At 53.3% G+C, this 15,347-nt stretch carries 14 protein-coding genes; 6 read left to right on the top strand and 8 right to left on the bottom strand.

The genetic code is table 11. From position 1 onward, the window contains the following. Positions 1–48: 48 nt before the first annotated feature. From OQ273_RS13940 to OQ273_RS13920, 5 genes are all read left to right on the top strand, one after another. Complete coding sequence (locus OQ273_RS13940) at positions 49–1,059, top strand: sugar ABC transporter substrate-binding protein (RefSeq protein ID WP_267991104.1); 1,011 nt, start codon at positions 49–51, stop codon at positions 1,057–1,059. Positions 1,060–1,077: 18 nt separating this feature from the next. Continuing rightward, the gene (locus tag OQ273_RS13935) at positions 1,078–2,175 is read left to right on the top strand and encodes an ABC transporter permease (protein WP_267991103.1); all 1,098 of its coding nucleotides are present in this window, start codon (positions 1,078–1,080) and stop codon (positions 2,173–2,175) included. Positions 2,176–2,187: 12 nt separating this feature from the next. After that, entirely contained in the window at positions 2,188–3,156 is a 969-nt protein-coding gene (locus OQ273_RS13930) for an ABC transporter permease (RefSeq protein WP_267991102.1), read from the top strand. Continuing rightward, positions 3,149–4,687: a sugar ABC transporter ATP-binding protein gene (locus OQ273_RS13925; protein WP_267991101.1), complete on the top strand. Its 1,539-nt coding sequence runs from the start codon at positions 3,149–3,151 to the stop codon at positions 4,685–4,687. The genes OQ273_RS13930 and OQ273_RS13925 overlap by 8 nt, the downstream gene beginning before the upstream one ends. Positions 4,688–5,630: 943 nt before the next feature. Continuing rightward, positions 5,631–6,707, top strand: a complete 1,077-nt coding sequence (locus tag OQ273_RS13920; RefSeq protein ID WP_267991100.1) for a glycerol dehydrogenase — start codon at positions 5,631–5,633, stop codon at positions 6,705–6,707. A 292-nt stretch (positions 6,708–6,999) separates the two neighbouring features. On the opposite strand, the gene OQ273_RS13915 is transcribed toward OQ273_RS13920, so the two are convergent. The 8 genes from OQ273_RS13915 to OQ273_RS13880 all read right to left on the bottom strand — a co-directional run bounded on the left by OQ273_RS13915 (position 7,000) and on the right by OQ273_RS13880 (position 13,502). Beyond that, a complete protein-coding gene (locus tag OQ273_RS13915) occupies positions 7,000–7,431 on the bottom strand; it encodes a diol dehydratase small subunit (protein ID WP_267991099.1) in 432 nt (143 codons plus the stop codon). Beyond that, positions 7,428–9,665, bottom strand: coding sequence for a propanediol/glycerol family dehydratase large subunit (locus OQ273_RS13910; RefSeq protein ID WP_271292110.1), 2,238 nt, complete (start codon positions 9,663–9,665; stop codon positions 7,428–7,430). Before OQ273_RS13910 ends, OQ273_RS13915 begins: the two co-directional genes overlap by 4 nt. A gap of 201 nt (positions 9,666–9,866) precedes the next feature. Continuing rightward, a complete protein-coding gene (locus OQ273_RS13905; RefSeq protein ID WP_267991098.1) occupies positions 9,867–10,394 on the bottom strand; it encodes a 2,4'-dihydroxyacetophenone dioxygenase family protein in 528 nt (175 codons plus the stop codon). 92 nt (positions 10,395–10,486) lie between these two features. Beyond that, positions 10,487–11,401, bottom strand: coding sequence for an amidohydrolase family protein (locus tag OQ273_RS13900; RefSeq protein ID WP_267991097.1), 915 nt, complete (start codon positions 11,399–11,401; stop codon positions 10,487–10,489). 78 nt (positions 11,402–11,479) lie between these two features. After that, complete coding sequence (locus OQ273_RS13895) at positions 11,480–12,469, bottom strand: aldo/keto reductase (RefSeq protein WP_267991096.1); 990 nt, start codon at positions 12,467–12,469, stop codon at positions 11,480–11,482. After that, positions 12,466–12,615: a hypothetical protein gene (locus OQ273_RS13890; RefSeq protein WP_267991095.1), complete on the bottom strand. Its 150-nt coding sequence runs from the start codon at positions 12,613–12,615 to the stop codon at positions 12,466–12,468. The genes OQ273_RS13895 and OQ273_RS13890 overlap by 4 nt, the downstream gene beginning before the upstream one ends. A 50-nt stretch (positions 12,616–12,665) precedes the next feature. After that, the gene (locus OQ273_RS13885; protein ID WP_267991094.1) at positions 12,666–12,788 is read right to left on the bottom strand and encodes a hypothetical protein; all 123 of its coding nucleotides are present in this window, start codon (positions 12,786–12,788) and stop codon (positions 12,666–12,668) included. Positions 12,789–13,136: 348 nt separating this feature from the next. Next, positions 13,137–13,502, bottom strand: coding sequence for a DUF1330 domain-containing protein (locus tag OQ273_RS13880; protein WP_267991093.1), 366 nt, complete (start codon positions 13,500–13,502; stop codon positions 13,137–13,139). 334 nt (positions 13,503–13,836) lie between these two features. On the opposite strand from OQ273_RS13880, the gene OQ273_RS13875 reads away from it, so the two are divergent. Continuing rightward, on the top strand, positions 13,837–14,898 hold the full coding sequence (locus OQ273_RS13875) for a GntR family transcriptional regulator (RefSeq protein ID WP_267991092.1): 1,062 nt from the start codon (positions 13,837–13,839) through the stop codon (positions 14,896–14,898). The last annotated feature ends 449 nt before the right edge of the window (positions 14,899–15,347 follow it).

The raw sequence follows: 15,347 nt of genomic DNA, 5'->3' as shown, positions 1-15,347 counted from the left end.
GGGCGAAACGACCTTACAACCTTACAAAGCATCCTTAGGGAGGAAAAAATGTTAAAGTTCATTACTACCATTGCAGTGAGTGCGTTGTTGGCTACTTCAGCCGCGGCGGATGGTTCGAAGGTTGGGCTTGTCCCTGGCGGACCGCATCCGTTCTTCGCGGATTGGGAACCCGGCGGGATTGCCGCGCGTGAGGACTTTGGCCTCGCAGCAGGCGACTACAAAGTTCCGCAAAAATGGGAACTGAATCTGCAAAATGACCTGCTGCTCAGTATGGTTGTCCAAGGGTACAATGCCTTTGTTATTCATCCAGGCGATCCGGTCGGCAGCGCACCAACGTTGAATGAGATCGTTGGAACTGGTGCCCCGGTCGTGATTGCTTCTGCCTGCTTGAAAGATCCGTCGGACGTGGCCTTTTGCATCGCGACCGAAGCGCGGGACTCCGCGTATCGGGGAACCAAAAAGCTGATTGAATCGATGGGGGACGGACCGAAGAAAATCGTGCATTTTGCGGGTTGGCTCGTGGAGCCTAATACACAGCTGCGTATCGAAGGTGTTGAGCGTGCTGTCGCGGAACATGACAATGTCGAGCTGTTTCAAGTGATTGCTGACATTGACGCACCCGAACCGGCAGAAGAGAAGATCAGCGCCTACATGGCCGCCTATGGGTCAGAGACTGATGGCATCATCACAACTGGCTGGGTTCCTACAGTTGTGGCTGCCAATGCGTTACGCAAAGTCGGTGACAAGCGTATCAAAATGGTCGGTATTGATCATGACCCCGTTGTTGTTCAGGCGATCAAAGATGGCTTTGTGGTCGGCTCGATGCTCCAGAATCCGTATGGGCAGTCCTACATTGCCGCTTTTGCTGCAGATCGTTTGCGGAGTGGCTGCACTGTAAAGGCTGATGCGCCGTTCACGCCGCACCCATTAACTGAGCGCTTCATCGATTCCGGCGCACCTTATCTGCATGCTGGCAACGTAGAAAACCGTGCAGCCGTTGACGAGGCCATGACCAAGGAACTGTTGGCAACATTCGAAGACACCTATCTCGACTGTTAACCAACGGAGATCCAAGGCGTGCTTTTTCGTGTTGCAGGTGCTCGAGATCAAAAACTGGGGGCGGCAGATTGCCGCCTCCAAGTTGACAACAAACCGGATAGCTGCGTGACGACCGATTCAGAAAAATTTGGGGAGTTTGATCGAGGGGCTTCCGGGTTACTCAAGCGGATCGCGCTGAGTAACGAGTTTGGACTCTTCGCATTGATTGTTATTGCCGTGCTTGTGTTCGCCAGTCTCGCAAGTGGTTTCCTCTCGAACTTCAACCTTTACCTGTTGGGGAGGATCATAGCGGTCAATGCGATGATAGGTTTTTCTATGATGGTCGTTCTCGTCACAGGTGGGCTCAATCTCGCGGTCGGCGCCATCGGGGTTTGTGTTGCTATGACATGCGGCTGGCTTATCGAGGACATCGGCCTGCCTTGGTATCTGGCGATGCTTCTTGCAATCGGTGTTGGAGCCGGTTTGGGAGCGATCAATGGCTTTGGGGTCGTTTGGTCAGGGCTTCACAGCTTCATCGTCACGCTTGCTACAATGAGTATCTTCTTTGGTGGGATGATCTTTCTGACTCGAGCCGAGTCTTTTCGAGAGATGCCAGAACTCTTCACGGAGTTCAGCCGCCTAAAGTTCTTCGGAATCCTGTCTGCGATGTTGATCCCAACGGTGATTGTCGCGGTGCTTTTGGGTGCTCTTTATCACTTTACCCGGATTGGTAAAGAAATGTTGGCAGCGGGTGCCCAAGCGGCGGCGGCTGAACAATCTGGACTGCGGGTCAGCAGACTGTTCGTCATGTGTCACGCCCTGTCCGGTGCGGTCGCGGGATGTGCAGGACTAATGCTCTTGGCGCGCAACGGCGCGGCCATTCCAGCTATGGCGGGTAATCTTGGACAAGACTGGTTGCTGATTGCGTTCCTTGGGCCGGTCCTTGGTGGGACGTTGCTCTTGGGGGGGCAGGTCTCAGTTTTGGGCGCGGTTCTTGGTGCAGCCTTGGTTTCCATCTTGTCGAACGGTCTGCTGTTGGTCCAGGTTGGTGAGTTTTGGGTGCAGGCCTGTTTGGGTCTCATGCTCTTGTTGGCGGTCGTTTTGGACAAGTTCCGCCGGTCATTCGTCCAAACCTAGCGAGGGAGAGCTATGCCATCACTTCTGAAACATGATTGGGCTGGCCTGGCACTGGTTTGTGCTGTTGCCACCTGCATCATCAGTCTCAAAAGCCCGGCTTTCCTTTCCGTTCTCAACGGACAGGTGCTTTTGGAGGCGATCTCTATTAATATTCTGATCGCGTTGTCACAAATGGTGATTATCGCTATCGGGCAGATGAACCTCTCAGTTGGCGCTATTGGCGGTTTGGCTGCCATCAGTTTTGCTGGAATGATGGAAGTCTGGGGAGTTCCCGCACCTTTGGCCGTCGCTTTAGCGATAATGATCGGCATTTTGGCTGGAGCCTTGAACGGGTTTTTCATAATTTGGACCGGCGTGTCGGCATTTGTGGTGACGCTCGCAACACTGGCCATTTTCAAGGGCCTCAATCTGGCAATTACTGAAGCACAGCCATTTTATGAAATCCCTGCGGCTGTTGGCGCATTCGGAAATACGACGTTTTTCGGCCCATTGCCATGGGTTTTCATACCGGCCCTGACCATCATTATTCTTGTCAGTTTCATGTTGAACAAGGTGCCATTGGGCCGGAAGCTATTGGCGGTTGGCGCGAACGAACATGCCGCGAAGCTGTCGGGTATCAATGTTTCGGGCACGGTAATTGTTGCTCATTGTATCTCGGGGTTTCTTGCTGCGGCGGCGGGTGTTGCATTGGTTGCCAGACTACAATTGGGGCAACCGACAATTGGTGATGACTGGCTGCTTATGTCATTCGCCGCGCCGGTGATCGGGGGGGCAGTTCTAGCCGGTGGGCACGTCAGCACCATCGCAACCGTCTTTGGTGTAGTCATTGTCGCGCTGATAACGCAAAGCTTAGTGCTTTTCAAAGTTGACCCGTATCTCGTTCAGGTGGTTCTGGGTGCGCTTATTCTTGCCGCCGTCGGCTTCAACCGGTGGAAAGACATCCAGACAAGTAAACAAGACCTAGTGGTCAAAAATGGCTGATCTCAGCTTTGAAGTCCAAGCGGTGAGCAAGTCCTTTCCGGGCGTTAAGGCGCTTGATGCGGCATCTATTGCGATGGTACCGGGCAAAATCCATGCGCTTTTGGGAGAGAACGGCGCAGGTAAATCCACGCTGATAAAGATCATCACTGGCGCCTATGCGCCGGATGACGGCGCGTTGTATATCGGCGGACAATCTGCGCGGTTTCACAGCCCTCGGGATGCGATAATTGCAGGCATTGGTGTCGTGCATCAGGAACGAAACCTGATCCCCCGATTTTCAATTGCAGAAAACATCATGCTGGAGCGTCTAGGGGATCAATGGTTGAAGCCCATAGATTTTGCCGCGATCAACGCCGCCGCACGCCCTTGGATTGAAACATTAGGTATCAGCGCAGACCCGTCGACGCCAGTCAAGAAACTGAGCGTAGCCCAGATGCAGATGGTTGAAATTGCGAAGGCTTTGTCGCTGCAGTCCAATGTTCTACTCTTGGATGAGCCTACCGCAGCACTGACATCGCATGAGACGATCGCCTTCTTCAAAGTCCTGGGAGAGCTGCGCAAAAGGGGCGTTAGTGTCCTTTTTGTGAGCCACAAGCTCGAAGAGGTGCAGGAGATTTGCGACACTGTAACAGTCCTGCGAGATGGTAAGAACGCATGTGAAAATCTGAGCATGAATGGGCTGGACCGGCAGGATCTTGTCCGCATGATGATCGGCCGTACCGAGCTCACCACAGCCTATCAGCCCCGTGAGATAGATAGGAAGGCAAATGCGCTGGAGCTTTCAGACTTCAGCACGTCAATTGGGCATCGCGGGGTTGGTCTGGCTGTTGCGCCAGGCGAAATATTGGGCCTGTACGGTTTGGTCGGAGCGGGTCGTTCGGAACTCGCCAAGGCGATCGTAGGCTTGGTCCCAAAGATAGGTGGCACCCTAAAGCGCAACGGCCATCCAATTGCGATCAATAGTCCTGCCGAGGCAATCCACAAACATCGGATTGGCTATGTCAGTGAAGACCGCAAACACGAAGGACTTATACTGGACCACTCTGTGTTGGATAACGCCGGTATCACCGTTTGGCGGCGTTCGGAAAATCGACTTGGTTTCCTTACGCGAAAGTCAGTGCGCCGCATAACGGAACCTTATCTCAAGAAACTTCAGGTCAAAACACCTTCACTGCGTCAGAAAGTCGGCAAGCTTTCCGGTGGTAACCAACAAAAGGTTGGGTTTGCCAAATGGATGGCCGCCAATTGCGATGTCTTGATAATTGATGAGCCTACGGTTGGCATCGACATCAAAAGCAAAGCTGATCTGCATGACTTGATCAGAGATCTGGCGTCCTCTGGCACGGCGATCATTCTGATCACAAGCGACATGCCGGAGATGATCCAACTCGCAGACCGGATCGCCGTCATGACGGAGTTCGCCATTTCCGGGGAACTTCTCAATGATGGAGACTACCTGTCAATGAGCAAGCAGATCATCGACCTTATTCACAATGATGATACGGAGTTGGTTGAAACTGACGATACTTGACAGAAATTGAGGGGTTCGGTGTGAAACAAAGCGAAATAGCGAAAACTGGGCTGAGAATCTCGGAAATTGGCTTCGGGACTTCTTCAATCTTGGGGCTTTGTTGGGCGTGCAACCGTGAAAACGCAATGACCGTTTTGGACACAGCATAGATGGCGGGAATTCGGTATTTTGACTGTGCTCCGGCCACGCCCGAAATGCTTAGCAAAGATTCCGCGATGCAAGATCTTGCCATTGCCGCCAACCGAACACTGGCGGAAGTGGTGTTTCAGTTCCCACTGAACCACTGCGCGGTTAGCGGCTTTCTCGTAGGGACGGCGAAACACAAAAGCCTAACCCAGAACCCGGAATCTTGGAAAACAGAAAGGATAGCCGGGAGTTCGAGCCATTCGACAGCTACACGCTAACGCAGTCACTGACCAGCGAGGCGACCGGGCTATTCAGAAGATCATCGGTAGGAGGACCGCATGAAAAAAAAATATCGATACTCATCACCATCTGTGGGATCTGTCCAACCCCTATCCCTGGCTGCAGTCCATTATTGAAGACAGTGAACTGCCAACCGGGCTCGTTGTTTATGCGCCACTTCAGGACGAAGACGTCGAGGACATTGTGGACGCGCATCTATTCAGCAGCCGGCACGTAAGGGGTGTACGCCAAATTCTATGTTGGCACCAAAATCCGAATGGAAAGAACGAGGAGCTCTCTATGTCGGAAACAGCAGACATCCAGGACACAAGTAGAATGCCCTGCCAGGAGGTTGGGCTGGGGGCGGGTTATGTGGACCTATTCATTCGCTGATCCCGACATCAACGACCACATGTTCGGTGCCCGAGGCGAAATGATGTGCAGAGCACCGTAGTAGGGAAAGGGCGCAGGCTTCTGCCTGGACTCCTTTCAACGGAACGATGCCGCTTGGATCGGAAATCTTGAATGAGGAAATCAAATGAAAACTTCAGTCTTCCCTTCTCGCTATGTTCAAGGCGCCGGCGCACTGGCAAGATTTTCTGAAGAAGCGGGGAGGTTTGGCAATCATGCACTTGCGCTAATGGATGCCAACCTGCCTGACAGCGTGCTTGAGGGGCTGGGAGTGACGGGTGATTGCAAAGTGTCACAGAAAGTCGTTAAGCCAGCCTGCACGCCTGCCGCCATCGAAGCCACAACGGAAAAGATTCGCCAGTCGGGTGCAGATATTGTTGCCGGGTTTGGGGGGGGGAAAGTCATCGACCTCGGTCGTGCCGCAGCGGATGTGTTGCGGATACCATTTGTGTCCGTTCCAACTGTCGCGGCATCTGATGCGCCCTGTTCCGCGCTGGCGGTGATTTATGACGAAGAGGACAGGGTCCTCAATGACCATTTCGTCTGGCGCAACCCGGATCTGGTGCTTGTGGACAGCGCGGTGATATGTGCGGCGCCTGCCAGATTTCTCTCTGCTGGTATCGGGGACGCCCTTGCGACCTTTTACGAATGTAATGCCTGCATCAATTCCGGTGCGGGTAACTTGTGTGGTGGTACTGGCACGCAATTGGCCTATGCGGCCGCGCGACTATGTTTGGAGACCGTAATAAAATACGGTGAACAGGCTGTCGAGGACTGCAAAAACCACTCCATAACAGATGCATTTGAGCGGGTACTGGAAGCCAATATTCTCCTTTCCGGAATTGGATTCGAAAGTGGTGGTGTCGGCGCAGCGCATGCGTTCCACAACGGCATCTCTGAGTTGCCCGAAGTTCATCACATGCTGCATGGTGAGAAGGTCGCATTCGGCGTCTTGGCTGAATTGGCGTTGAATAACTATTCTGACGAAGAAATTGTCAATGTGGCTCGCTTTTGCAAATCGGTAGATTTGCCAGTCAGTCTGGGTGCACTGGGCATAAATTCGGTCAAAGCTGCAATTCCAACAATAGCCACCCGCGCAATCCGCCCGGGCGAGATCATGCATAATGAGCCGATGACCGTGACTCAGGACCTGGCCGAAGCAGCATTATTCCGCGCGCAGTTGCTTGGGTCTTCCCTGGAGTAGGGTCTGCGCAGCGCAGTCTTATTGGTCCAATGCGTTTTTTGGGATACAGGCATCCCCAAACGGCAGTCACGGCTTTATACAGGATAAGTGGAATCAAGTCGTCTTTGATCGTCTCATGCACGGTCAGCCGCAAATTGGATGAACTATTCTCAACCATGTTCCAGAGGAAAACGTATTAGGTTTGAGGAAACCGCATGCTGCAGGAAAAGCCTTCAATATCGGCCCTGAGTGGTATCAATCATCACGTGTAGTTTAAACATGCTTACAAAAACAATAGGATCGGGAATGCCGCTCACTTTTCGTCCACCTTCAACATACCGGTATCTCGGTAGGCGTCAGCTGCCTCACGGATGTATGCGGCGGTATGTTGAGCGGAGTACATGCTGGCGACCCGTTGGCTGACCGATAAGAGTTCGTAATAGGTCGACCGCCCCGGGCGCAGAGCTTCGTAGATCTCAAGAATTTCCGAATTGGGTATCCGCGTCATTTCGGCGGCACGAGTTAGGTTCGCGGCAACTTCCGCGTAACCAGATTCGCGCGCGAAGGCAGCCTGCAGCTCCAAGGTTTCCGCGCTTACCGAAACATCGTCCGAATCCACCTGTCCGGACGATACTTGTTCGATCCCGAGCTCCTCGAGCGGGCGACCGGATTTCGTGGTAATCTCCGATCGGTGGTGCTTTCCTAGCGGAAACTGATATGAATTCCTTTTCGATGCGTCGTTCATTGGAACGTCACCTCCAATTCTTCTATTCCACGATCCGGATCTATTTGACGCACCTCGCGGTGATGTAGCAGCATTGTATGAACGATCAGCCGCAAACGTGCCATATTGTCGATCTTCATTGGTACGGGGTGAGGTGAGCGCCCTGTCGCGTAGCAAGCCGCATTGCGGCCCAGCGACCGATAGCTCTCCAACGTCAGGTTGGGAGCCATGGAAAGCAGTTCGAGATTGTTCAGCGGTGGTAGGCCCTTCTTGTGAATGAGTGCTGTACCCTTGGATTGAAGACCGATACCGATCCCCGACCCAGACAGCTTTGCACCGGAGAGACCAATATTGGCGACATCGGCGCCGTGCCAGACCTTGACGATCCTGGCTCGTGCCCCCTCGGCTGCAATGCCGTCGAGGATTGCCTTGAGAACATCGGCGTGAGACAAATCCGCCAGCGTGCGGTTCATTACAGTGCCATATGCCGCACCAACCGCGACGACCACTTCGTCACCCTCGCCCTTAACGGCCGGGCCCACCGGCTCTAACAAAAGCCTTTCGTCACCGGTCTCGGCTTCGACTAGCGATTTCGGATCGAGTGCCTGCGGCAGCGCACAAATCTCTTCCCATCTATTGCCCTCGACGCGATAGCCCGTTCCAGGACCCTCATAGTCGTTTGGAGTATTGACCGCACTGAGCACGTTGAACTTTTCGTCAAACACGGCCGCAGTGTGCAGGTAATCCGCCAGGACGCGTTGGCGCTGCATCTCGAGAACGCTTTCGGCCACATCGTCAAATCCGTTCTTGGCGAGTGCCTTCACGACATCCAACGCGGTCCTGTCGCTCTCAAGAAAGGCATCAGCAGCCGCGAGATCCTCGACCGAATTGCGATCCGGCATGTCGTCCGATGAAAAGGCGGTAACGGCGGCCTCCACCTCTTCGTCTGAGATTTCCGGGAACCCCATCTCATGAAACACGGCTTGGATCGCCAGCGCGCCTTTGCGCCTTATTGACAGCACATCTTCCTCGCGCACCGGCCTCAGGCCGCCATCGACCTGCATGTCCCGCTGGATTACCAGCCAGTCATCCATGTCCTCGGCATCAAAATTGCCGCCACCAAACAAGTTGTCCTTGCGCGGCATGACCGAATGGCCCGACGTGATGAAATCGGTTCCGGGCAGCATTTGCAGCATGAGCTTGGCGGTCTTGCGCATCTGGCTATGTGACGACATCGCGTCATTGCCGGCGGCGACCTCAAGTCCGAGTGCGGCAGCCACCAGATTTTCCGCCAGCACGCCGCGCACGCCATTTGGCAGGCTTTCAGGCAGGGCAATGCACGAGATCGAGCCATTCTGCACACCTTGGCTCCCGGCCCCCTTGACCATCAGGATACAGCGGATTTCCAGATACAGCATGGACCATCCAAACCCATAGCCCATCAAGGCCTCTGATCCGGAACCGGAGGTGAAGCGCGACTTGATCCCGCGCGAAGCGTAGGCTGAGGCCAGAATACCCTTGGACCAGGGCGTGTCATCGCCATCGAGAAACGAGGGGATGGTCCCGTACACCGAAAGTGTTTCCGCATAGGTCGCAAGACCCTTCATCGCCAGCCTCAGATTCAGCGATTCCTCACAGGAGATTTGCGTCATGACGCCGGGACGACCCACCTGTGATCCGATCAGCAAAGCCAGGGCGCTGAACGGCGCCATGCGCGCCACACGTACCGTGGTTTCTTCTTCTGCAAATCCGCGCAAGCCGGCCTCGGCGGCATCGGCGGCCAGGAGGGTCGGATTCTCCTTCCAATTGGTAACGTGCGCCTGGTCTGCGGGTTTCTTGCGCTGGCGCATCTTCTGCATGGCCATCATCATCTCGACGACATTCAAATGGCCCATGACCTCGGCGATCATCGCGGGTGTCAGTCCGGCAAATATATCCATCACCCGGCGCTGCGGGACGTGAATATCGACCAGCATGCGAGCGATCTCCACTGATTCCAGTTCCATGGCGTCTGCCGCCCGTTCCACGTCGATGGCGTACTGGGCGATGAAGCGGTCGATGGCATCGAAATCCGCCGTATCCCGGCCGTCCATCTCGACGATCTTTCCATCCTGGATCTTGATCGACGGACTGGGATCCGTCGGACTGTTCATGACAATCAGTCCCAATTCCGGCAATTCATCAACAAAGACTTCCTTGTTGATGTCTCTTTGGCTGAGCTTTGCAAAACGTTTGGATTGTTCATTCCGCTGCATGGTCGCTCCTTTGCCACTGATCACGGATCTCCCGCACACCTTCCCGGGACAATGCCGGATCGAATTGCCGCTCCGTCCACCCTGCCATGCCGGCCGCAACCAGCGCTATTTGCGCGGCACATCTGCACCTCAGCAGCTTTACGGACCTAGCGGTCATGCGAATTGTCCGGTTGAAGGTTCAAACATGGAGCCCGCCTACACCTATCTGATGAACTGCTCGACGAAATCAGCGCCCAATCCGACAGATTCGTAATGCTTGCGGCAGAGTTCGATCTTGGTGAAGACATCTTCAAAGCCAATGCCCTTTCCCCAGGGATCGACGTAGTACATCACACCCTGAACCTGAAACAGCGTAATCATCTCATCGACACTGTCTGGCACAACCAACGTATGCGTCTCACCTGGTGGTTCAAAAACGAAACCGCCTTCGCGTGCAACCCAATCATGTTCAAGATAGTGCCAATGGCCCTTCAGGACCCAACCGTGCACGGCCTGTGGATGACGATGGCGCGACAGAACTCCGGATTTACGCACGCGCAGCAAGTTCATCCAATAGCCCTGACTGCGGTTGAGGATGAGTGGGCGAAAATCCACGTTTTCTGCTTGAGGAACCCAAACGCGTTCGTCGTCCGGAATACCGTCGGGAATGACGATATCCGCCAGCACCTCTGATGGATTATCGTGCTGGTAGGGCATACGTGGATTGTCATCTTGAGCTTCTACGGGCATATGTTTTCTTCCGGTCTACGGTACCTGGTGGGCTTTCGTGTGTAGGTTGCCACGGGCTTGGGCTTTTTTTTAACGGCGTTTACCAACTGGTATCAGGCTGGAGCGGCGTTCAGCCGATAGACCCGGTTTGCAGTGCCCCAGAAAAGCGCGTCTTGTTCGTCTTTGGACAGGTCTTCAACGGCCTTCTCAAAGGCTCCAAACAAAACGTCAAAGCTACTGTAGGCTTTATCGACCGGGAAGTTGCTTGCAAACATGGCTCGCTTCGGGCCGAAAATTTCGATCAGATCCCGGATCATTGGACGTATCGTTTGCCCCGTCCAATTCCAATCCGTCTGCCCGAGACCTGACACCTTCATCGAGACGTTTTCGTATCCCGCAAGCTTTACGAGATCCGCGCGCCATTGCGCCAGGCCGTTCTTGCTTCGGTCGTGCGGCATGGCTCCATGATTTATGATAATCTGGGTTTCGGGGAAGGAGGCAGCCAGATCGATGGCATCCGGAAGCTGGTGCGGGTACACCATCAGGTCAAAAGACAACCCAAGCTCGGCGAGAAGCCCGAAGCCTTTGCGCCATTGCGCATCTCGCATGAAATCGTCACGCTGGACAAAGCAAAACTCCGGGTTTTCGTGATTGCAAAGGATTTGGCGGATGCCTTTGAAGCAATCGCCGTGTTCAAGATGCCGCTCCAGAATCTCCTTAACATTCGGATCCTCCAACGCGGCATATCCAACGATTGCGGCCGGACCTCCTGATTCTTTAGCCATCTGGGAAAGCCAAGCGGTTTCGTCCACAGGAAAGCGTCGATCAAAATGTGCCTCAATGTGCACGGAGGCCAGAAGATTATAGCTTTTCGTGTCTTCGCGGTAATCGCTCAACAAATAGTCTGACGCTATACTATCGACGTTACCACCAACACCTATTTGCACGGGTTTTTGCAGCCACGGATACATGTTCCCTTCCAAGGACCAGAGGTGGTGATGAGCGTCTATTATATCACGTGTTGTCATGTTCAGGTCCTTTTGATCTGTCGTGAGACGTGCCGTTCCTGTCTGGTCGGCCAATGGCCTGGTATGTCGAAGCCGGTGTTAATCCATCAGTGCGTGGTTGCTGTATTGGTCCCAATTGCTGTCTGGCAATGGAGCGGCCAATTCGTCCAAATTGTGCTGGAGCTTTTCTGCTGTGTCAGTGCCGAGCAACATGCTGACAACCAACGGCTCCCGCAAAGGAAACTGCAGTGCCGCGCGCGCAAGCTGGTGACCATTTTTCTCCGCGACCGCCTGCATGGCGCTCACTCTGGCTTTGATGTCAGAGCTCGCCGGGCGATAATCGAAATACCCGTTTTCGACAGCGTCCGTTGCCAGGATGCCGGAGTTGAATATCCCTCCGACGATGATTGAAATATCGCGTGCCCGGCAGGCCGGTAGCAAATCTGCTTCGGCGGAGCGATCCAGCAATGTGTAGCGCCCGGCCAACAGGATGCAGTCCAATTCGGTTCGTTCCAAAACATCAAGGCAAACTGCAACTTCATTGACCCCAATTCCCCAGGCCTTGATGGTACCGCTGTCTTTCAGCATATCCAGCGCCCGAAAACCGCCGTCTTTCAACTGTGCCATGTGGTGGTCGTTCATCTCTGGAGAATGAGTGAAGCGGCCGATGTCATGCACATAAGCAATATCGATTTTGGTTAATCCCAAACGCGCATAGCTGTCTTCGATGGACCGCATGATGCCGTCATAGGAATAGTCGAATTCGACGCCGAACTTCAGACCGTTTACAAAATCAGCGATATCGGTTGGGGGGCCAACGTCTGGCTTAAGCAATCGACCCACTTTGGTCGACAGAACCCAACTGTCACCGTCTTTCCCCTGAAGAAAGTCCCCAACCCGACGCTCGGCCAATCCGTAGCCATAAAATGGCGCCGTATCGAAGTAACGAATCCCATTTTCCCAGGCGCATTCCAGTACCTGCATGGCCCGGCTACGCGGGCTTTCAGCATATAGCCCGCCAAGTGGTCCGGTACCCAGGCCGATCTGTGATAGCGTCAAGTGATCGTTTGCCGTTGTATTAAACTTCACGCCTTTCTTCCTTCCTCAGCTGATGATGCGGCGTTCGCTGCCCGCAGCTCATCCTCGGAATGATGGAAATATTCCATCCCGCATTGACGCATCGCTTTGCAATCACGAGTATTTTTGACTTCGCCTTTCAAAATAAATTCATCCATCAGCAAAATCCGATCCGCCAGAGAGATCATTTCTGGTAAGTCACTTGTTATCAGCAGAAGAGCGGTGCATCATCGGCAAGCTCCCGCAGATAGGCCTTGCTTTTCACATCGATCCCCACCGTGGGTTCTTCCACGGTCAGCACCTCGACGCTGGCAGCCAGCCATTTGGGCATCGCGATTTTCTGTTGGTTCCCGCCTGATAGATTCCCGACCTTTTGGTTGATGGACGGGGTTTTTTACCGCAAAGACCAATGACAACATCCGGCTGATGGTCGGCGATCTTATGTTTGCAGTCAGCGATGGTCTCGAGGTTTATTTCACCGAAGAATTGAACAACGTCCGAGGCGTGCCCGGCAGTATTGAAACTGTCAAGCAGCCCCAGCAATGCAACCTCTCGCACGGTTTTTTCGCAAAGCAGCGCCAGCCTGTTGTGCCTAAGCTCCTTCGGCAAGCTGTCGGCCTGTGCAAGAGCCCCGGGCCCTTGAATGTAACGCGATGGAAATCCCATGGTCTTGAGCATCTCAATCCGATCTTTCTGACGTGGCTACATCGATGCTGCTGGTCTGATCTTTTTCTGAAAACAAAGCTCCTGCATCAAACGACGGGACAATGCGAATGTCGCGCTCGACCATTCCTCGGAGCTTTTCAAGCGCCGCCAAGTACTGAGGATCTGAATAAAGTGCTAAGGCTTTCTCCAATGAGTGCCATTCGAGCAAGGTTGCTCTCGCCTTCAATCTGGCTTCGTTGATAGCGACCGGTTCACCGCGACAAAGATATCGGGCTCCAGCGGCCAGAACTGCGGGTGCTACCAACTCTGCATAAGCCGGCAAGGCTGCCTCACCATCAACCTCATCATGAAACGCGATGGTGTAGATGTTGCCGGTCAAGCTTCCCTCCTGCCCTCTGCGAGATCCCTCATGAAATGTGCTGGGGATCAGGTGACCAAACAATCGTTATCTTCTATTTATGGCCTTTGTCAACAATATCCACTAATAATATGAGATATTGCGGTCGACCTGTTCGAGCGGGTTGCGGCACAAAGGGAATTGGAGCATTTGCCTTTGTATCGGTCGGATCGCTTTCATAATGATGCTTATTACGGCTATGTTACCGTGGATGGTCGGTGATGTTTGTGAGATCTTCCAAGTTGTCTTTAACGACAGTTTGGACTAGCATTTAAGCACGATCATCCAACATCGGTTAGGTTTTCGAAACAGCCTCTTGGGCGTTACCGTCGGAGCGAAGTTGGTGCACAAAAAGGGTAGGAACCAAAATCTGGTATCAAAAACTCATGCCCTACTGAAGGGAGCCATCGAAGAAGGAAGGCTAAGTCCAGGGCAAGTAATCGTTGAATCTTCGGTTGCAACATTGATCGGAGCGAGCCGTACGCCAGTGAAAGCGGCAATAGCCCAGCTCCATTCTGAAGGCTTGGTAACTCGGTCTTCGGGGCGTGGTTTTCTTGTTCCAACGACTGATGGCACTGTCGACCGTCGGCCCATTACTGCCGAAACACTTGGGTTGGCTTCTGACGAAACGGGTGCACTTAAAGTCCGTTTATCCGAAAAACTGTATGACCAAGTCGAACCAGATCTTGTTCGTTGCGCCATTCGCGGCCAACTTCGGATAAATGAATCTGATGCAGCCGGCTACTATGGCGTGGGTAGAACGGTCATGCATGAAGTTTTGCTGCAGGCCCAAGCCAACGGACTTGTTATTCGTGATGGGAGTTCACGCTGGCACACGGTTGCGCTCGATCAGGAACGCATTGCCGCGCTTTATGAGCTCCGTATTTTGCTAGAACCTGAAGCGCTGGCACTGACTGCAGAAAAGCTTTCCCCTGAAAAACTGGATAAAATCGCGTCGCGCCTGGAGCTTGCAATAAAGTTTTACCCAAACGTCGATCCCGCGGAACTCTACAAGATGGAAGAAGAGCTCCATATAGGTTGTGTAAAGGAGTGCCCCAACCAGGAGATATCGGAGTCTTTGCGCCGCACAAATTGTCTGCATTTGGCGAGCCGATATGTATTAGGCAATGAAGTTGATCTACCGGCCGAAGAGCCGTTTTTCGAAGAGCATTTGAATATAATTTCGGCCATGCAGAACTTGGATCTGTACGAAATCAGACAGCAGGCGATCAACCATCTTCGCATAGCCATGCCAAAAGTGATTCACCGAGTTCAGTCTGCGAAGGAGGCGCTTAGTAGCGTCGATTTGCCATTTGTTGACGACAAGACCGCACGTACTCAACAAAGCGCTGTCCATCAATCAACTGATCTGAATTGATAACGAAAAACTACTTTAAATCAATGATCCCCAGTGTTCTAGGCTTCAAAGAAACTGTTTGATGCCATTGTTAGATGTCGCGACCTCAGCGGTACTAACCAGCTGATTGCAGATCCCCTTTCGACTATCATTTTTGACGTCGGCCGCAACTTTCTTCCGGTTTAGCGAAATTACTGGGGTCTATCTTTTGTCACACACGGCCCGAATTTCCATCATCGAACTCGGAGTTTGAGCGACTTTGACCACATTGGTTTTGGAAGTTTATTTCGGACATGGCTGATAGGTATCCGATCGGAACCTTTTTCGATGCCTGGGCTGACAAAGGCGACGACGCTGAGTTTTCGCTAAGGGGACACCCTCAAGGCAAAATCTTGCGTTTTGTACCCTAACCTGGGATCAACAAAAACTGGAAGCTCATCTTGATGCAAATGAACCGTCCGCGGCGTGAA

The sequence above is a fragment of the Hoeflea prorocentri genome (genome assembly GCF_027944115.1).
Classification (GTDB): domain Bacteria; phylum Pseudomonadota; class Alphaproteobacteria; order Rhizobiales; family Rhizobiaceae; genus Hoeflea_A; species Hoeflea_A prorocentri.
The sequence above is the reverse complement of the archived record's forward strand: the minus strand, read 5'-3'. Positions and strand labels throughout refer to the sequence as shown.